Here is an 18,968-nt window from a genome sequence, read left to right as displayed (position 1 = left end):
CCGTCAGCCCTTGTGCCCGTCCAGACGCGCAAGGAAGTCGCGGACCAGCGTAGCGATCTCGTCGGTCGCCTCGTCGAGCGCGAAATGGCCGGCTTCGAGGATGTGGACCGCCGCATCCGGCACATCGTCGCGATAGGCCGAAGCGCCGGCGACGGTGAATGACGGATCGTATTTGCCCCAGACCACCAGCGTCCGCGGCCGCGCCTTGCGCAGCCACTCCTGCCATTTCGGATAGGAGGCGACGTTGGTCCGGTAATCCAGGAACAGCGCGGTCTGGATCTCGGCCTGCCCCGGACGCGTCAGGAATGCGTATTCGTCGGTCCAGGTGTCAGGGTCGTAGCGCTCGGGGTGCGGGCTGGAGCCGAGGTGCCGCTGGCGCGTCGCGGCCAAGGATGTGAAGTTCGCCTTGAGCGCCTCGAGCTCATGCGCCGGATCAGCCCAGTACTTGCGACGCGCTTCCCAGAGCGGGCTCAGTCCCTGTTCATGCGAGACGGCATTCTGGATCATGATGGCGCGAACGCGCTCTGGATGCGCCAGCGCCATGCGGAAGCCGACCGGGCCGCCATAGTCCTGCATGAACAGCACGTAGTTGGTCAGGCCGAGCTTGTTCGTCAGCTCGCCCATCACGCCGGCGATGTTGTCAAAAGTGTAGGTGAAGTCGGACGGCGGCGGCTCGCTGCTGTTGCCGAAGCCGGGATAATCAGGCGCGATCAGGTGATATTTGTCGGCGAGCAGTGGCAGCAGGGGTTCCCACATCCGCGACGAGGATGGGAAACCATGAAGCAGCAGCACGGTCGGCGCATCGGCGGGCCCGGCCTCGCGGTAGAAGATGTTGAGACCCCCGATATCGATCGTGTGATAACTGATCGAGCGTCGGCTCGACCGCAGATCCTGTGCCGAGGCCTGCACGGTCACGCAGGCCAGCGCGGCCGAGAGGGCGAAGGTAAGCCAATTCATGATCGTGGCCTCTCTGAGGGATACCGTGGCGTCGAGAGGCGTCATCGTAGGCGCCTCTCGAGATGTGGCATCCAGGATTTACGAAGCCCTCGCCAGCGGCTTGCCCTTCAAGGCGGCGAGCAGCGTCTGCGCGGCCGGGCCCGAGGAGTGCGGATTCTGTCCCGTGATGAGTTGGCCCGCGCTGACGACGTGTACGCCCCAGTTCGCCGTTTTCGAGAAGACCGCGCCCAGCTTCAACATCTCGTCCTCGACCAGGAACGGCACGACATTGGTCAGGCCCACGTCCTCTTCCTCGCCGTTGGTGAAGCCGGTGACTTCCTTGCCCTCGACCAAAGGCTTGCCATCGGGCGTCTTGACGTGGCGCAGCGCGCCGGTCGAGTGGCACACCACCGCGATGGTCTTGCCGGCGGCGAGGAAGGATTCGATCAGCTTGACCGAGTTCTTGTCTTCGGCGAGGTCCCACATCGGGCCATGACCGCCGGGATAGAACAGCGTGTCGAAGTCTTCCTGCTTGACGCTGTCGAGGCGCACCGTCTTGTCGAGCTGGGCTTCAGCGGCAGCGTCCGCCTCGAAGCGCAGCGTCAGGTCGGTGCGGAACTCGGGCTCGTTGCTCTTTGGATCGAGGGGCGGCCGGCCGCCCTTGGGCGAAGCGAGTGTGATCTCCGCGCCGGAATCCTTGAACACGTAGTAGGGGGCGGCGAGCTCCTCGAGCCAGAACCCGGTCTTGCGTCCGGTATTGCCGAGCTGGTCGTGGGAGGTGAGAACCATAAGAATCTTCATGACGATCTCCTTGAGTGCGTTCGCTGTAATGACGCATCCCCTCGTGGTGGAGGTGCGACGGTCTCGGTCTCGTTCGAGCACGACACTTGTTCGTTGCTCGTGAGCCCGATCCTGCACCCAAGGCCGCGTGTTAGCTCGTTATGTATTGTTAGGCGTTGAGAGCAACGGTTCCAGCTCTCGCGCGTCGCCACCGCTACTCGAACACCGCGTCGAATATCTCGACGTCCATCAGCACGGGCTTGGCGATCACGCTTCCATCAGGCCGCAGCGTCTGCGCTCGCCGCAATGTGGGCACGACGATGCCGCCGAAGCTGTCATGGGCCCAGGAATAATGTGCGACCTTGGTTCCGAACAGATCGTGATCCGTCCGCCGTTGCAGCGCGTTCTCGTCGAAGTAGAAGATCTGCTCGGGCGCGAGCGTGATCAGGTTCGGCGGAAACTGCGCGCGCAGCCGCCGCCACGTGTCAGCGTTTTCGCGCCACGGCGGAAGCTCCTCCGTGACGACGTCGGGATGGGCGAGCAGAAATGGGTTGGTCAGATAGTTCCAGATCGCAACGCCGCAGAAGAAGACGAGGTGCAGTTCGTCCGCGAGCGCAGGCGAGCCGGTCTCGGGAAATGCAAGGCTCGGGTTATTCCAGGTGCGCAGCACCTCACCCTCGAGGCTCTCGATCGTGATCGCGTCGGGCTGAAAGCAGCCGGAGTGTTCACCCCCGGTGATGCCGGTGAAGCGGACCGACTGGGCGCGGGTCGAGCCCTCCGCCGTCACGTCCTTGAATTCGCTGGCATGTCCGGCGCTGGAGAACAACGAGCCGCCGACGGAAAGGTGGAGCGTGAATCGGTTCAAGCTATTCCAGCGGGCCATCCCGCCGCTGGCATCAATCACATCGTCAAGGAGCGCCATGTCCCGCCATATCCACCGTGAAGTGCCGCCACCATGGCGGGGCGGATGCGGCTTGGCATGTTAGAAGTTGTTAGGAGTTGCGAGCAGGTGCTTGGGCGGTATCCCGTTGAAGATACTGTCAATTCAGCGCGCTCAGGAGATCCCTGGCCGCCACGAGATCACGGGTCTGGAGGCCTTCCTGGTACCGCGCGACGAGCGGGGCGAGCAGGGCGCGTGCTTCGCCCGCTTGTCCGGCCTGGTGCCGGAGCCGGCCGAGGCTGATCGCCCCCCGCAGCTCCCAGCCGAGCGCGCACTGCCGGCGCGACAGATCGAGCGATTTCCGGAAGCAGCGCTCGGCCTCCGCGGCGTTGCCTGACCGGACGAGGATGTCGCCCTTGACCCTGAGCATCTCCGGCATGTCGAAGGATTCGCCATGATCTGGAATCTGCGCAATGGCCTCATTGATCGTGCGCAGGGCCTCGTCCGGCTGGTTTTCCGCCACGAGGCCCTCCGCCAATGCCGTCGCAAATACCGTCGTCATGATCCGGTGCCGCGTCGCGTACAGCGTGGCCTGGCTGCGGCGAAGATGCTCTATCCCGCCCGCGATGTCGCCGCGGCGAAGCATGAGCTCGCCCTTCTGGCCGATGCCGACGGCGTGATAGGGACCGAGGAAGTGCCGCGCCGAATGGTCGATCAGTCGTTCGATCAGGATTTCGGCATTGGCCCAGTCGCCGACCCAGAGGAACACGTAGATCGTCCAGATCAGGGAGATGCCGAGGGTGAGCGGTTGTTCCAGCAGTTCGGCCTCGCGAACGGTATATCTCGCCGCCTCGATCGCGCGATCGGGCCGGCCGGTGAGCCAGAGCCCGCGCGCCAGCGCGACCAGCGCGACGATGCGGTCGTCATAACCGAGATGCCCGATGTTCAGCCGCTGCGAGCCGGGATTGTGCACCATCGCGCTCTCACAGAACTGCACGGCCTTGTCCTGATTGCCGATCAGATGGTGCGCGACGCCCAGCATCCATTCCACGTTCAGCGCGGCGGCTGGATCATTCAGCTTGCGTGCAACGCTCTCGCCCTGCTCGCCGGTGCCGAGCGCGCCATGAAAATCCCCGACCCTGGTCAGGTAGATGTGCAATCCGCGCAGCAGCCAGAGCTGCCAGTGCAGATCCTCGAGATCCCGCGCAAGCTGAAGACTGCGTGTGAACGCCGACCGGACCGCTTCGGTATTGCCCTGCGTGAACATCACGGAGACGCCGAGCGCGGCCTGCAACGTCATCTCCTGGCGGCGGTCGATCGAATTCGTATCGAGAGAGACCAGCGCCTGCTGCGTCCAGCGATAGCACTCCGTCAGCAATGTCAGTTCGAGGAAAAACTGGGCCGCCGAAGCCGCCAGATCCACGCCGATCGTCCGGTCGGCGCCATCCGAAAAGCTCCAGGTCAGCGCGGCCCTGACATTGGGCAAATGGTCGGCATAGGGAAGGAAGCCGCCCGCGGTCTGCATGCCCGTGGATTTGAGCGCGATGTCGCGCAGGAAGTCGCGGAAATATTCGGCGTGAGCGCGCGCGACACGGGGCGCTTCGCCGTTCTCGACGAGCTTCGCGCCGACGAAGGCGCGGGTGGTGTCGAGCAGACGATAGCGCAGCCGCCGCTCCGCAGGCGAGGTTGCGATCAGCGATTTGGAGAGCAGGTTCGAGATCGCCTCGACCGCCTCGGGCTCGCTGATGCCCTGGCTGGACGCAACGGCGAGCGCGGCCTCCATCGTGAATGGCCCGACGAACACCGACAATCCGCGCAGCGTCGCGCTTTCGGCTGCCGGCAACAAATCATAGCTCCAGGCGAGCGCGGCGCTCAGGGTCTGGTGCCGCGGGATCGCGGTGCGGCGCCCCCGCCACAGCAGCGAGAAGCGGCTGTCGAGCAGCGAGGCGGTCCCGGCAATCCCATAGGCGTTCACGCGTCCGGCGGCGAGCTCGATCGCGAGCGCGATGCCGTCCAGTCGCCGGCAGATCTCGGCGACAAGCGGTGCATCCTCCTCACTCAGTTCGAATTCGCCCAGGCTCTCGGCAATGCGTTCCACGAAGAGCTGGCTTGCGGGATAGGCAAGGATGTCGGCGATGCCGAGCCCGTCGCGCTGGGGCGGGCAGTCCAGCGGAAACAACCGGTGGACGCGTTCGCCTTCGGTGCGAAAGGATTCGCGGCTGGTCGCGAGAATATGCAGCTCGGGCGCTTCCTGGACGATGTGCTCGGCCAGGGGCGCGAGCTCGTCGATGATGTGCTCGCAGCTGTCGAAGATCAGCAGCATCCGACGGTTGCGCAGGACCGTCAGCAGGCCCGGCATTGGGTCCTCGGAATTGACGGTCAGGCCGAGCGTGGTGGCGATGGTGCTTGGAACGAGCCTGGCATCCGTCAGCGCGCCGAAATCAACGAAGTCGACCTGTCCGTCGAAGGCCTGGAGTTCGCGATGCGCGACGGCGAGCGCGACGGAAGTCTTACCAATCCCGCCGGGGCCGACAATTGTCACGAAGCGATGCTGCGCAAGCTCGGTGGAAATCCGCTCGACCGCGTCGTCCCGTCCAATCATCCTGGCAAGCGGCGGGGGGAGTATGTGAGGCGACGGGACGGCCGGGCCTGTCCGCGTCTCCGACGATTCGGACCGGACCAGCGGGCCCGTGAAGCAATAGCCACGGCCGGGCACATTGACGACATAGCGGGAGCCTTCGCCGGCATCGCCCAGGGCCTTGCGTAGCGTCGTGATGTGGAAGCGCAGGCTGCCTTCATCGACCGTCACGTCGGCCCAGACGCGCTTGATCAACTCACGCTTGTCGATGACCTCGCCGGCGCGCTCGACGAGAAAAATGAGGATGTCGAGTGCGCGGCCGCCGAGGTGAAGCGGAGCGCCGTCCTTCTCGAGCAGGCGCGACCTCGCGTACAGCCGGAATGGCCCGAAGGAAATCGCCGCATCCTGGTCGTTAGTGTCCACCACGCGCCAATGAATCCAGTGAAGGGGCTGTTGTCCGCATCCTGATCTAGCAGAACGAGGTCATGAGTAAACTGGTCGAAAGTGGCGAAATCGCGCGGCAAATCAGCCGGCCACACAAGGACTATGCGTGACAAATTTCGCTTAAACGCGAGCGGCTTGCGAAGCGAACGGGACGACCCGTCAGCGTGCTTGACCGTCGAGAGGACAGTCTGGCCGCCAACTTGTGATGCCGCCGATCATAACAAAATCTTGCAACGTCTAACGAGCAAAACGCGCGCGACGCATCCAGTATACGCTTCGAGTTAGGTCCTAGGTCCAACGGGGAGGCTATCATGTCCGCTATCGGCTTGGAGACGAGCGACCATTTCTTTCGTTCTCAACACATTGCCAGCCCTGATGATCAGTCGCGTGATTGGGAACTCGTGCTGCGAGAATCCCACCATCGGATGAAGAACACCCTGACGCTGCTGGGTGCGTCAGTCCGCCGCGACTTCTCGCGGCCGGGCACCAGGGATATGTCGGGCGCGGTGGACCGGTTCGAGCAACGCATCGTCGCGTTCGGTAGGCTCTATCAGCTTTTGTCCGATAGTGACAGCCTGACCGCCGTCTCCGTCGAGGCCTTCTTCGAAAACCTGTGCGAGGCGCTCTCCGAGGCAGTGCTGGAACCGGCCGGGATCCGCTGCGAGGCAGCGATCGAGAGCGGGGCGCTGCCGGCATCGCAGTGTCATCGGCTGGCCTTGATGCTGACGGAGCTGGTCACGAATGCAGCCAAACATGCCTTCCCAAACAAGAACGATGCGCTGATCCGCATCGAAATGGCCAACCGCGACGACGCCTGGCTCTGCACGGTGGCTGACAACGGCATCGGCGCGACCGGTCCGCTTCAGGGCACCGGCAGCCGCATCCTTGAAGGGCTCGCACGCAGTATCGACGCGCGGTTGCAGGGCGAGGCGGGCCGGGGCGGCACGCGCGTGACGATCGTGATGCCCGCTGCCGCTTGAAGCTCGCTTCAATTTCAACTCAGGGAGTTCGACATGGCCACCACCGAAATCGACCGCGACGCCGCGGCGAGGTCTCCGAATACGTCTTCGACATCGCGTAGCGTTGATCTGAAGCTCGAGATCGTCGTCATCCCCGTGTCGGATGTCGACCGCGCCAAGGCGTTCTACACACGCCTCGGCTGGCGATTGGACGCCGATTTTGCCTCAGGTGACGAATGGCGCGTGATCCAGTTCACGCCGCCGGGGTCGGCCTGTTCGGTAATCTTCGGCAAGAACGTCACACCGGCAGCGCCAGGTTCGGCGCGCGGGCTGTACCTGATCGTCTCCGATCTGGCGGCCGCGCGACAGGAGCTGCTCGACCGCGGCATCGTGGTGAGCGAACCATTCCATGGTGCGGGCGACGTTCACGCCGGTCCGGACGAGCCGTATCTGTTCGGCAGCGTCCGGGTCAGCGGTGTTGACCCGAAGCGCGGCAGCTACAGCTCGTTTGCCTCGTTCAGCGATCCCGACGGCAATGGCTGGCTGTTCCAGGAGGTCACGACGCGACTGCCTGGACGCATCGCGGGTGACGGCACGACGTTTGCCTCGACGGCCGATCTGGCCGCAACCCTGCGGCGTGCCGCTGTCGCGCATGGTGAGCACGAGAAGCGTACCGGCGGACACGACGAGAACTGGGCGGACTGGTACGCCGACTACATCGTCCGCGAGCAGGCCGGTCAACCGCTGCCCTCCTGAGTTGTAGTGAACTCATCTCTTGAATTCACTGACAGGGCGCGCGCCGGCTGAACTCGTCGCGCGCCGTGTCGCTTCTGCATCGCGCGTATCGTCATCGTCGCTCGCTCTCTCTCTCTCTCTCTCTCTCTCTCTCTCTCTCTCTCTTGCATCCCCCGGACTCGCAACGGCTAACGCAGCCTAACAACCGATAACGAGCAAATTGCCAGGACCTGCGCCAATCTCTGTTCACGACGAAACAACGCGTCGATTTCGAATTCGGTTGGCGTCACCGACCAGAGCAAGGGAGATCCGACATGACCACGCAAGCACGAGCCGACATTCTCAATCCCGACCGCCGTCAATTGCTGAGCCAGGCCGCAATGACCGCGGTCGCCGCCAGCGTGGCGAGCCTGCTGCCGCTGCGTCCGGCAAAGGCCGCTGCAAGCGGCGCCATCCGTCCGTTCCGAGTCAGCGTGCCCGAGGAAGATCTGCTTGACCTCCGCCGCCGCCTCGCAGCGACACGCTGGCCGGATCGTGAGATCGTCGCCGACCAATCGCAGGGCGTGCAGCTCACGACGCTCCAGCAGCTCGTGCGGTACTGGCAGAACGACTACGACTGGCGCAAGATGGAAGCGCGGCTGAACGCCTTGCCGCAATTCGTCACCGAGATCGACGGCGTCGACATCCACTTCATTCACATCCGCTCCCGCCACGAGAACGCGCTGCCGATGGTCGTCACGCACGGCTGGCCCGGCTCGATCATCGAGCAGATGAAGATCGTCGGCCCGCTCACCGATCCCACCGCGCATGGTGCGAAGGCTGCGGATGCATTCGACCTGGTGATCCCCTCGCTTCCGGGCCACGGCTTCTCCGGCAAGCCGACGGAGCTCGGCTGGGATCCGCAGCGTATCGCGCGTGCCTGGATCGTGTTGATGCAACGCCTCGGCTACAACCGCTACGTGGCGCAGGGCGGCGATTGGGGCAATGCCGTTACCGAGCAGATGGCGGTGATCGCACCGCCGGAGCTGCTCGGCATTCACACCAACATGCCCGCCACCGTTCCCGACGACATCGCCAAGGCGCTTCAGCCGGGCGGGACGCGGCCGTCGAACCTCTCGGCCGACGAGCGCATTGCCTACGACCAGCTCGATGATTTCTACAGGCATGGCCTCGGCTATGCGATCGAGATGTCGAACCGGCCGCAGACGCTCTATGGCCTCGTCGATTCGCCGGCCGGCCTTGCGTCCTGGATGCTTGATCACGACGCACGCAGTGCTGCGATGATTGCGCGGGTGTTCGACGGCAAGACCGAGGGCCTGTCGCGGGACGACGTGATCGACAACATCACGCTGTACTGGCTCACCAACACCGCGGTCTCGTCGGCGCGGCTCTACTGGGAGAACAAGCTGGTGTTCTTCGCGCCCAAGCACATCAAGATCCCGGTCGCCGTCAGCGTGTTCCCTGACGAGATCTATGCCGCGCCGCGCAGCTGGGCCGAGAAGGCCTATCCGAAGCTGATGCACTACAACCGCCTCGACAAGGGCGGCCACTTCGCGGCCTGGGAGCAGCCCGCGCTGTTCTCTGCGGAAATGCGCACCGCGTTCCGCCCGCTGCGCCAGTCGATCTGAACCGAGCAGGGGACGCGCGCTGCCGTGCGTTCCCTTTTCGAACACACATATCAGGAGTGCCAACAATGGACCGCCCCGTACAGATCTTCACCACCGAGGACATTCGTCTGGAGCGCCGCCTGCCGACATACTGGCGCGTCACCTTCGACATGCCGCCGGTGAACATCTTCGGCCCAAAACACCTTCCACTGCTCAACGACATCATCACCGCGATCGAGACCGATCCGGATGTGAAGGTGGTCGTATTCGCCAGCGCCGTCGAAGGCTTCTTCATCACGCATTACGACTTCCTGGCGCCGCTTGAGGACTCGCTTCGCGTTCCACCCGGGCCGACCGGCCTTGAGGCGCTGCCCGACATGCTGGTGCGCCTCAGCCGCGCGCCGGTCGTCTCCATTGCCTCGATCCGGGGCCGTGCCACCGGGGTCGGCAGCGAGCTCGCGCTGGCGAGCGACATGCGCTTTGCCAGCCGCGAGAAGGCGATCCTGTCGCAATGGGAGGTCGGCGCGGGACTCGTGCCCGGCGGCGGGCCGATGGCGCGGTTGCCGCGGCTGATGGGCCGAGGCCGTGCGCTCGAAGTGTTGCTCGGTGCCGATGACATCCACGGCGATCTCGCCGAGCGTTACGGCTACGTGAACCGTTCGCTGCCGGATGCCGAGCTCGACGGCTTCGTCGAGGCGCTCGCCATGCGCATCGCGTCGTTCGACAAGGAGGCCATCGCCGAGACCAAGCGTCTCGTCGATGTTGCGAGCCTGCCACCGGATGACGAGATCAAGCCGGAGTGGGACGCGTTCCTGGCCGCGCTCGGCCGTCCCGCCAGCCAAACCCGTATCAAGGCGTTGATGGCGCGCGGCTTCCACCGCGCCGGCGACGTCGAGAACCGGTTGGGCTTCCATGTGGGTCAAATCAGCGGCTAACGGAACCGCTGTGGCGTTCGGCCGGTTGGAGGGGTGACAGGCGGTCGTGCCAATGTCGCTTTCCTCCGCTACCGAGCGCCGGTGCCAAAAACCAACCTGAAAACCAACAAGGAGAATTGAGATGATCCGCAAGGCAACAGCAGTCTGGAAGGGCACCGGTCGCGACGGCACCGGTCATCTGTCGAGCGAATCCGGCGTGCTCGCCGGGACGCCCTATTCGTTCAAGACCCGCTTCGAGAACGAGAAGGGCACCAATCCCGAGGAGTTGATCGCTGCGGCCCATGCCGGTTGCTTTACCATGGCGCTGGCCTTCGGCCTTCAGCTCGCCGGCTTCACGCCGGACGAGCTGTCGACGGAAGCCGCCATCACGCTCGAGCCGGAAGGCAAGGGCTTCAAGATCAGCAAGTCGGCACTGACGCTTCGCGCCAAGGTGCCGAACCTTGATGACGCAGGTTTCGCCAAGATCGCCGGCGAGGCCGAGAAGAACTGTCCGGTGTCGAAGGTGCTCAACGCCGCGATCACGCTCGACGCCAAATTGACCTGATCGAACACAGGGAGCGGTGCCATGTCCCGCCAAGATCTGTCTCGTCAAGATCTGCCTCGCCAGCATCAGCCGGACGAAGACAGGTTCCGGGCGATTTTGCCCGAGGACATCGCTTGGCAACCGTTCCCTGCGTTCCCGCCGGGCGCGCGGCTGGCCGTGATGGTCGGCCATCCCAGCGAACCCGGACCTTACGTGGTCCGGGTGAAGGTCCCCGGTGGCACAAAATTGATGCCGCACAAGCATCCGGAGGACCGCATCTACACGGTCATGTCGGGTGTGTTCTACATCGGGCTCGGCGAGCGGTTTGATGGCGACCAGGTGAAAGCCTATCCGCCGGGCAGCGTCATCGTGCTGCCCGGCGAGACCTGGCATTTTCACTGGGCGAAGTCCGGCGAATACGTCACACAGGTCTCCGCCATCGGGCCGCTGGGCCTCGAATATCACGATGACCATGATGACCCGCGCTTGCATCCGGCAGCGGACAAGCGCTGACTATCTCGACGAAACGAATGGAGTATCAGATGACGACAGAGCGCGCAGTTTTGGCCGGAGGCTGTTTCTGGGGCATGCAGGATCTGATCCGCAGGCAACCGGGGGTGATCTCCACCCGTGTCGGTTACACTGGCGGGCAGGTGAAGAACGCCACCTATCGCAATCACGAGGGCCACGCCGAGGCGATCGAGATCATCTTCAATCCCGCGAAGACGAGCTTCCGGACCATGCTGGAGTTCTTCTTTCAGATCCATGATCCCACCACGCTCGACCGCCAGGGCAATGATCGGGGCACGAGCTACCGCTCGGCAATTTTCTATACCAGCGACGAGCAGAAGAGAGTGGCCGAAGACACCATCGCCGATGTCGAGGCGTCAGGTCTCTGGCCCGGCAAGGTGGTGACCGAGGTTGCGCCCGCAGCTGAGTTCTGGGAAGCCGAGCCGGAGCATCAGGATTATCTCGAGCGCTATCCCGATGGCTACACCTGCCACTTCATCCGGCCCGACTGGAAGCTGCCAAGGCGCGCGGCCGCGGTGGGAGGCTAGCCGGTTTGTCGCGTACGGCCGCCGAGGGCCTTTTGACGAGGAGTGCAAATGTGCGAACTCCCCTCATCGTACGACCACGAGCATTCCTCGCGGCTTAATGCGCCTGCGGCCGGCGTCGGCAGATCACAGTCACCGCCTTGCGGGCAATCTCCCCCAGCTCGGCGCGGCGTGCGCCGGCGCGGGCGCGGATGGCGATCGTCTGCATCGTGGCGGCGGCAAGGATCGCGAGTGCAGCCGGATCGGCCTCGCGATCCAGCTCGCCCTTGTCCTGCGCCAGGCGAAAGCGGGCCTCGAAATCGGCATCGATCGCGCGCAGTCCCGTCGCAACGCTGCTGCGGATCGCCGCATCCTCGGCGACTTCGGTCACCGCGGTACCGACCACGAAGCAGCCGCGCGCTGATCCCTTGCCGGAAAAGTAGATCGACAGCGCCGCGTCATAGGCCAGCATCAGCGCTTCGTCCAAGGGATGGTCCCCTGCGAGAGCCTCGCGCGTTGCCGCGAGGCTGATCTCCCAATAGCGCGCCAAGGCCTCGAGATAGAGCGCGTGCTTGTTGCCGAACACCGCGTAGAGGCTCGGTGGGCTCATGCCGGTCGCGGCCGCGACCTTGTCCAGGGACGTGCCGGAATAGCCCGTCCTCCAGAACGTTTCCGTGGCCCGCTTGAGGGCCGTCTCAGTGTCGTAGGCGGGTGGCCGTCCCCGGCGCGCCGGGCCCGTCTCGCTCTTTTTCCGTGCCATGTCGTCCGAACCTGGTTGCCATGTTCCACACGTATATTTGTATGGATCGTTATAAAAATCAATGGTCGCGCGGCTTGATCCTCACATCGGGGTACAATATTTGTAACGAACGTTATTAAATGAGATGAGGACGCGGACGATGGGTTTGAACTTTGCGCCAATCGCCGGCTGGCTGGGCGATCGCAGCTTCCGCGGGAGCGAAGCTGCGGCGCCGTTGTTCGGAGCGGATCTTGCGAGGCGGCTGCGCCGGCCCCTGATGCTGGTGGTGCCGGCCGCGGCTGCCGTGTTCGGCGCCTTTATGTATCTGGCGCAGGAACAATATGTCTCGACCGACGATGCGTTCGTGCGCGCCGCGAAAGTCACCATCAATGCGCGGGTGTCGGGCCAGGCGGTCGAGATCGCCGTGCGCGACAATGAGCGTGTCCGGCAGGGCCAGGTCCTGTTTCGAATTGACCCGGAGCCCTACCAGATCGCCGTCGATCAGGCCGAGGCCCGGCTCGGCAGCGCGCGGCTCCAGATCGACTCCCTCAAGGCGACCTACCGCCAGCAGCAGGCGGAACTGCAATCGGCGAAGGACTCGGCCTCTTTCGACGAGCGCGAGTTCGACCGCAAGAGAATGCTGGTCGCCTCCGACTTCACGCCGCGCGCGGTCTACGAGCGGGCCGAGACCGATCTCAAGGTCGCGCGCCATCGGATGGCATCGATCGAACAGCAGATCGCCAATACGGTCGTCGCGCTCAACGGCGATCCCGATATCGATGTCGACCGCCATCCGACAGTCCGCGCGGCCAGGGCGCAGCTCGATCGCGCGCGGCTCGATCTCTCCTACGCCACGGTGAGGGCTCCCGACGACGGTATCGTGACCAAGGTCGACGATCTGCAAATCGGTGGTTTCGTCAACGCAGGCGCGCCCACGTTCTCACTGATGTCGAGCCGGGACGTCTGGATCGAGGCGAATTTTCGTGAGACGGGCCTGACCCACATGCGGCCGGGCCAGGAGGCGACGATCGACGTCGACGCCTATCCGGATCGAAAATTCAAGGCGCATATCGTCAGCATGAGTCCCGGCACCGGGTCGGACTTCTCGATCCTGCCACCGGAGAATGCGACCGGGAACTGGGTCAAGGTCGTCCAGCGGCTGCCGGTGCGCCTCGAGCTCGACGATCCCGATCCGACCCGGCCACTGTTCTCCGGCATCAGCGTGACGGCGCGGGTCGACACCGGCCATCGTCGCAACTGGCTGCATCTGCTCCAGGCTGCGCTTGCGACGGAGGTCAAATGAAATGAGTACGCCCCTCCCATCGACCGCGACCGGCGGTCATCATGCAATCTCGGCGGCCGCCCTGATGGCGACCTACATGCAGGCCGTCAACATTTCGATACCGAACGCCGCGCTGCCGCACATCCAGGCCACGCTCTCGATGGCCAATGACGAGGTCGGCTGGGTGTTCTCCTCGTATATCGCTGCAAGCGCCGTGACCATGTCGATCACGCAATGGCTCGCGGGACGCTACGGCCGCAAGGCGGTCTATCAGACAGCCCTTGCCGTCTTCACGCTTGGTCTTGTCCTCGACACGCTGGCGACGACGTCGATCCAGTTCGTGCTGGCGCGGATTCTCCAGGGCGCGGCGAGCGGACCACTTGCGCCGCTCTCAATGGCGATTCTGCTCGAGGCGACGCCGGCGGCGCGGCAAGCGCGCATGGGCCTGGCATTGACGGTCTGTTCGCTGCTCGGCATCAGCACCGGCCCCGCTCTTGGTGGCTGGCTCAGCGAATATTACGGCTGGCCGTCGACCTTCTATGTCAGCCTGCCCATGACGGCCTTCATCGCCCTGACGATGGCCCTGCTGCTGGGCGAGAAGCGGGCAGAGCGGAGCCAGCCCTTCGACGTCTTCGGCCTAACGACCTTCTCCGCCGGCATGATCGGGCTGCAGATGCTGCTGGATCGCGGCGAGCGCCTCGAATGGTTCGCCTCGACGGAGATCTGGGTCGAAGCGATCGCCTCGGTCCTGGGCTTCTATCTCTTCATTGTGCACGTTCTGACGAAGAAGGAACAGTTTCTCCGCACGGCGCTGTTCAGGGATCGCAATCTCGTCCTCTCGACGGTGATCTCCTTCGCGCTCGGCTTCGTCTTGCTGCCGACATTGGCGTTGACCTCCCCGATGCTGGAGGAGTTGCTCAACTACCCTGTCGACACCACCGGCTACATGACCATTCCACGCGGCGTGGCGCTGGTGGGAGCGCTGGTGCTGACCAGCCTGGTTCCGGGGCAGGTCGACTACCGGCCGTTCCTCATGGGAGGAATGGCGCTGGTGGTCTATGCCAACTGGCTGATGCTCGGTTATTCGCCGACGATGGATTGGCGGCCGGTCGTCGAAGCAGGTTTTCTCCAGGGCGCCGGTCTCGGAATGTTGTTGCCGGCGCTCGTGAGGGCCGCGTTCGGAACGCTCGATCCGAAGCTTCGCCCTGAAGGCGGTGCGCTGATCAACCTGTCGCGCCTCTATGGCAGCACCATCGGCATCGCGGTGGTCCAGCTCTTCTTTTATGCCAACACCCAGGCCGTGCATGTCGCGCTCGCCAAGCATCTCACGCCTTATCGTGTCGCGGCGAATGTCGCGGGCCCGATCGGGAAGCCAGGCCTTGCCGCCCTCAACGGCATGGTCACGCGCCAGGCGGCCACGGTCGCGGTCATCGATCAGTTCGAGATCCTGATGTTCGCCATGCTCGTCGTGATCCCGCTGGTGTTCTTTCTTCGTAAGCCGCGTCCCGTCGGCTAACGCCGGAGAGTCGTGAAATGTGTCCGCAACCTCGATCGCTTCGTCCGCATCGCGCGGCCAGCAGTCAACAAGGAGTATCACCATGACGACCTCCGATTCACTTCGTTACACGAGAATTCCCACGCATGAGGCCGTGACGATTCCCGCAGTCGGATTTGGCACGCTCATTCCGGATCCGCACGTGACCCGGCAGGCCACCAGGGCTGCATTGGAGGCCGGATTTCGACATCTCGATTGTGCCGAGCGCTATCGCAACGAAGCGGCCGTCGGCGATGCGATGCAGGATGCGTTCAAGGCGGGCACGCTTCAGCGCCAGGACCTGTTCGTTACGACGAAGCTATGGAACACCAATCATCGGCCGGAGCGGGTCAGGCCCGCCTTCGACGCCGGTCGCCGGCGGCTCCAACTCGACGAGATCGACTGCTACATCATCCATACCCCCTTTGCCTTTCAACCCGGCGACGAGCAGGACCCGAGGGACGCGAGTGGCCAGGTGATCTATGATTCAGGCGTGACGTTGGCGGAGACATGGGGGGCGCTGGAGCGCCTCGTCGACGAGGGGCACTGCAAGTCGATCGGGCTGTCGGACATCACCTTGGAGAAGCTGCGCGAGATCGTCGAGGTCGCGCGGATCAGGCCCGCCATGGTGCAGGTCGAATCGCATCCGTACCTGCCCGAATTGGAGCTGCTCGACTTCTGTCGCGAGCATGGAATTGTCCTGCAGGCGTTTGCCGCGCTGGGACACGCCATGAAGCCGAACCTCCTCGCTGACCCCGTGATCACCGCCATCGCGGAGCGCCTGCACAAGACGCCGGCCCAGGTCGCCCTGGCCTGGGCCGTCCAGCGCGGCACGGCTTTCCTGACGACCTCGACCAATCCTCGTCGGATCGAGGAAAATCTCGATATTTCGACGCTGCCTGAAGACGCCATGCGGGAGATGCGGGACCACATCACGACGAATGTCCGGTTCAACACAGTGATCGAGACCGGCGTGCCCGGATTCATTCCGCGGGCAGGATGAAGCGAGTGGCGTGGTACGAAGGCCTTCGGCCGGCCTCGTCAAGTCCGGAGTTGCGCGATCAAATCGCGTGCGCTGCGGATATCGGCGATGCCGTCGCCCTCGCTGAACGGCCCGCATGCACGTTCGAGAATTGCCAGGGCCTCTGCATTCTGGCCGGCTCCGATCATGAACCGCGCGAGGCTGATCGCACCGCGCAGTTCCCAGAATCGCGCGCCCTGCTGGTTGGCAATGTGCATGGCCTCGCGAAAGCGCGCCTCGGCGTCCCCCGCATGCCGCGGGCTCTTGAGCAATAACTCGCCCTTGATGCGGATCAGTTCCGGCAGATACCACAGCTCCTGCCGGTCGTTGCAGCGGGTCAGGACGTCCTCGATCACGTCGAGGCCACGGTCGACCTGGTGGGCCTCGCCGGAACACGCGGCGAGTTCGCCGAGCAGCGGAAGAAAGCGCGGCAGGAAACGCGCATCGCCGGCACGATTGAGCTCTTCGCGCAGCAGCGGCAGGCCGGTTGCGACGTCGCCACGCCTTACGACGACCGCCGCGTTGAAGGCCCGTGCCCACAGGCCCCACAGCCGGATGGCGTGGCGCTCGGTGTGTTCGAGCAGCTCAATGCCGTGGCGCTCCGCGGCTTCGAAATCGCCGGACCAGAAGGCGATCGGGCAAGCGGCTTGCCCCAGCACGCTGCAGAAAGTCAGCGCGTGGCCGTTGGCGCGACCTTCCTCGATGTTTCGGGCGGCGAGCGCCTGCGCCTGATCGGCGAGGCCCTGAAGCCACAGGATGCGGGCCCGGAAATATTGCGTCGATATCCTGAGGTCGAGCGGGAAGATCTTCGGCTTCTCCGCCAGCACATGCAGCGACGCGTTCACGCGCTCGATGCGCAGCCGTGCGTCGTTCTGATCGCCGAGATAATGCAGCGCCACCGCCATCAGCCGGTCGCCCAGCATGAGGTCGGTCCTGTCCGACGAGTTCGCCGCTGCATTCGCAAACCGGTCGGCGAGCGCACGGGCCTTGCCGAACTGTCCGTTGTTGAACTGGTCGATGCACAAGCCCCAGAGCGCGCGCAGCCTGAAGTCCTTGTCGTCGAGTCTGTCAGCCAGCTCCAGGGTCGTCTCGAGGATCGGACGCGCCTCGCGGGCGCGGCCCTCGCCATACATCAGCGACCAGCCGAGCGCCGATAGGAGTTGCATGCGAATGCGATCGTCGCCGCCGCTGTCGCCGAGCGCGGTGAGCGCCGTCTTGGCGCGCTCGCGGCATTCGGCGAACAGGGACAGGCGGACCCACAGCGTGACGGCAGCCGCCGTCAGCGCGATCCCGAGTGCGGCGTCGCCGTCGGGCCCGAAGGCCCAGTTCAATGCGGCGCGCACATTGTCCAGCTCCGCGCCATAGATGCTCAGCCATTCCGGCAGCAACGTCGATGTATCGGCCTCCGCGCGCTCGAAGAAGTCGCGGAAATGCTCTGCATGACGCCGCGCGAACTGACTGGTCTCACCGAGCTCGTTCAGCTTTCCATGCGCATAGGTGCGTGTGGTGTCGAGCAGGCGATAGCGCAGCGTTCGCGAGGCGGATGGCGAGATCAGCGATTTGGTGACGAGGCTGTCGATCGCCTCCAGCGTTTCGGACGCGCCAAGGCCGTCGCCGGCGGCCACCGCGGCAGCCGCCTCCGGCGCGAAGGGCCCGGCAAAGACCGACAGGCGTCGCAGCGTGGCACTCTCGGCGGGAGGTAGCAGATCGTAGCTCCAGTCGAGCGCCGCGGCGAGCGTCTGGTGTCGTGGCACGGCGGTGCGCCGACCCCGCCACTGCAACGAGAAGCGGCTGTCGAGCAGCGACGCCGTGCCGGCAATGCCATACGCATTGACACGGCCGGCCGCGAGCTCGATCGCGAGCGCGATGCCGTCGAGGCGCCGGCAAATGCTCGCGACGAGCGGTGCCTCTTCCGCGCTGAGCTGGAACGGACCCGAGCTCTGCGCAATGCGCTCGACGAAGAGCTGGGCCGCGGGGTAAGCGAGGACCTCGGCGACATCAAGGTCCTCGCGCTCCGGCGGGCAATCCAGCGGGAACAGGCGGAAAATCCGTTCGCCATCGCTCCGGAACGATTCGCGGCTGGTTGCGAGAACGCGGAGCTGCGGTGCGTCGCGAACGATGCGCTCGACGAGCGGTGCCAACGCATCCAGCACATGCTCGCAGCTGTCGAAGATCAGCAGGGCTGGGCCGGTCTTCAGAAATGTCAGCAGGGCCGGCGTCGGATCCTCCGCGCTGATGGTCAGTCCCAGTGCGGAGGCGATGGTGGTCGCGATGTGGCTGGCATCCCTCAGCGGACCGAAGTCGACGAAGAATACGCGCCCGCCGAAATCCGCCGATCTGCGATGCCCGACGGTGACGGCGACGGCGGTCTTGCCGATGCCGCCGGGGCCGACCACCGTCATGAAGCGATGCAATGAAAGCCCGTTCGATATCTTCTCGACGATCTCCTCCCGTCCGACCATTTTGGAGAGCGGCGAGGGAAGGGAGCGGGGAGGTGAGATGTTCACGGCGGGCTGAGCGGCCGGCGGGGCCGCCTGAGCGAGCGAGGCGACAAAGCAGTAGCCGCGGCCGGGCACATTGACGACATAACGGGCCGACTTGCCGGTATCGCCCAGCACCTTGCGCAGTGCCGCGACGTGGAAGCGCAGGCTGCCCTCGTCGACATTGACGTCGGCCCAGATGCGCTTGACCAGCTCTCTCTTGTCGATGACTTCGCCGGGGCGCTCGGCGAGGAAGATCAGAATATCGAGCGCGCGGCCGCCGACGTGAAGCGGCGAGCCCTCCTTCTCCAAGAGCCGCGACTTCGGAAATAGTCGGAATGGCCCAAAGGAAATGGCCGAGTCTTCGGTACGATCTGGCACGCGCCATTGCCCCCGCAACGGGAGTCAAAATGTATTACTTTTTGGTCTATCAGAACGAGGCGTACAGTAAACTGGCCGAAAGCAGTGGGCAAAGCTGGCAGCCCTGCGCGCATGGCTTGG

General features: G+C 64.5%; 16 protein-coding genes. 10 read left to right on the top strand and 6 right to left on the bottom strand.

Going from position 1 to position 18,968, the window contains the following annotated elements:
• Positions 1-3: 3 nt before the first annotated feature.
• The 4 genes from OWC48_RS34140 to OWC48_RS34125 all read right to left on the bottom strand — a co-directional run bounded on the left by OWC48_RS34140 (position 4) and on the right by OWC48_RS34125 (position 5,600).
• Positions 4-957: an alpha/beta fold hydrolase gene (locus tag OWC48_RS34140; protein WP_282523912.1), complete on the bottom strand. Its 954-nt coding sequence runs from the start codon at positions 955-957 to the stop codon at positions 4-6.
• A 78-nt stretch (positions 958-1,035) separates the two neighbouring features.
• Positions 1,036-1,737, bottom strand: coding sequence for a type 1 glutamine amidotransferase domain-containing protein (locus tag OWC48_RS34135; RefSeq protein ID WP_282523911.1), 702 nt, complete (start codon positions 1,735-1,737; stop codon positions 1,036-1,038).
• 193 nt (positions 1,738-1,930) lie between these two features.
• Positions 1,931-2,638 (bottom strand): hypothetical protein, encoded by a 708-nt coding sequence (locus tag OWC48_RS34130; RefSeq protein WP_282523910.1) that lies wholly within the window; start codon positions 2,636-2,638, stop codon positions 1,931-1,933.
• Positions 2,639-2,756: 118 nt separating this feature from the next.
• On the bottom strand, positions 2,757-5,600 hold the full coding sequence (locus tag OWC48_RS34125) for a winged helix-turn-helix domain-containing protein (protein ID WP_282523909.1): 2,844 nt from the start codon (positions 5,598-5,600) through the stop codon (positions 2,757-2,759).
• A 329-nt stretch (positions 5,601-5,929) separates the two neighbouring features.
• On the opposite strand from OWC48_RS34125, the gene OWC48_RS34120 reads away from it, so the two are divergent.
• The 7 genes from OWC48_RS34120 to msrA all read left to right on the top strand — a co-directional run bounded on the left by OWC48_RS34120 (position 5,930) and on the right by msrA (position 11,435).
• Positions 5,930-6,598, top strand: coding sequence for a sensor histidine kinase (locus tag OWC48_RS34120; protein ID WP_282523908.1), 669 nt, complete (start codon positions 5,930-5,932; stop codon positions 6,596-6,598).
• A 33-nt stretch (positions 6,599-6,631) separates the two neighbouring features.
• Positions 6,632-7,333, top strand: coding sequence for a VOC family protein (locus OWC48_RS34115; RefSeq protein ID WP_282523907.1), 702 nt, complete (start codon positions 6,632-6,634; stop codon positions 7,331-7,333).
• Between the two features lie 293 nt (positions 7,334-7,626).
• The gene (locus tag OWC48_RS34110; protein WP_282523906.1) at positions 7,627-8,940 is read left to right on the top strand and encodes an epoxide hydrolase family protein; all 1,314 of its coding nucleotides are present in this window, start codon (positions 7,627-7,629) and stop codon (positions 8,938-8,940) included.
• A gap of 65 nt (positions 8,941-9,005) precedes the next feature.
• Positions 9,006-9,854, top strand: a complete 849-nt coding sequence (locus tag OWC48_RS34105; protein WP_282523905.1) for an enoyl-CoA hydratase/isomerase family protein — start codon at positions 9,006-9,008, stop codon at positions 9,852-9,854.
• Positions 9,855-9,975: 121 nt separating this feature from the next.
• The gene (locus OWC48_RS34100; RefSeq protein ID WP_014493564.1) at positions 9,976-10,398 is read left to right on the top strand and encodes an OsmC family protein; all 423 of its coding nucleotides are present in this window, start codon (positions 9,976-9,978) and stop codon (positions 10,396-10,398) included.
• Between the two features lie 21 nt (positions 10,399-10,419).
• Positions 10,420-10,890, top strand: coding sequence for a cupin domain-containing protein (locus tag OWC48_RS34095; RefSeq protein WP_282523904.1), 471 nt, complete (start codon positions 10,420-10,422; stop codon positions 10,888-10,890).
• Positions 10,891-10,919: 29 nt separating this feature from the next.
• Complete coding sequence (gene msrA, locus OWC48_RS34090; RefSeq protein WP_282523903.1) at positions 10,920-11,435, top strand: peptide-methionine (S)-S-oxide reductase MsrA; 516 nt, start codon at positions 10,920-10,922, stop codon at positions 11,433-11,435.
• A gap of 94 nt (positions 11,436-11,529) precedes the next feature.
• Here the strand turns inward: msrA and OWC48_RS34085 are convergent, their stop codons facing one another.
• Entirely contained in the window at positions 11,530-12,171 is a 642-nt protein-coding gene (locus OWC48_RS34085) for a TetR/AcrR family transcriptional regulator (protein ID WP_282523902.1), read from the bottom strand.
• A 139-nt stretch (positions 12,172-12,310) separates the two neighbouring features.
• Here OWC48_RS34085 and OWC48_RS34080 point away from each other — a divergent pair, with 139 nt between their 5' ends.
• The 3 genes from OWC48_RS34080 (at position 12,311) to OWC48_RS34070 (ending at position 15,969) form a co-directional block, all read left to right on the top strand.
• On the top strand, positions 12,311-13,453 hold the full coding sequence (locus tag OWC48_RS34080) for an HlyD family secretion protein (protein WP_282523901.1): 1,143 nt from the start codon (positions 12,311-12,313) through the stop codon (positions 13,451-13,453).
• Between the two features lies 1 nt (position 13,454).
• Positions 13,455-14,948 carry an MDR family MFS transporter gene (locus OWC48_RS34075; protein WP_282523900.1) on the top strand — a complete coding sequence of 498 codons (1,494 nt, stop codon included), beginning with the start codon at positions 13,455-13,457 and terminating at the stop codon, positions 14,946-14,948.
• An 82-nt stretch (positions 14,949-15,030) separates the two neighbouring features.
• Positions 15,031-15,969, top strand: coding sequence for an aldo/keto reductase (locus tag OWC48_RS34070; protein WP_282523899.1), 939 nt, complete (start codon positions 15,031-15,033; stop codon positions 15,967-15,969).
• Between the two features lie 38 nt (positions 15,970-16,007).
• On the opposite strand, the gene OWC48_RS34065 is transcribed toward OWC48_RS34070, so the two are convergent.
• Positions 16,008-18,848, bottom strand: coding sequence for a winged helix-turn-helix domain-containing protein (locus OWC48_RS34065; RefSeq protein WP_282523898.1), 2,841 nt, complete (start codon positions 18,846-18,848; stop codon positions 16,008-16,010).
• Positions 18,849-18,968: the final 120 nt, after the last annotated feature.

The sequence above is a fragment of the Bradyrhizobium sp. Arg816 genome (assembly GCF_029989365.1).
GTDB lineage: Bacteria > Pseudomonadota > Alphaproteobacteria > Rhizobiales > Xanthobacteraceae > Bradyrhizobium.
This window is presented reverse-complemented; position numbering and strand designations above follow the sequence as displayed.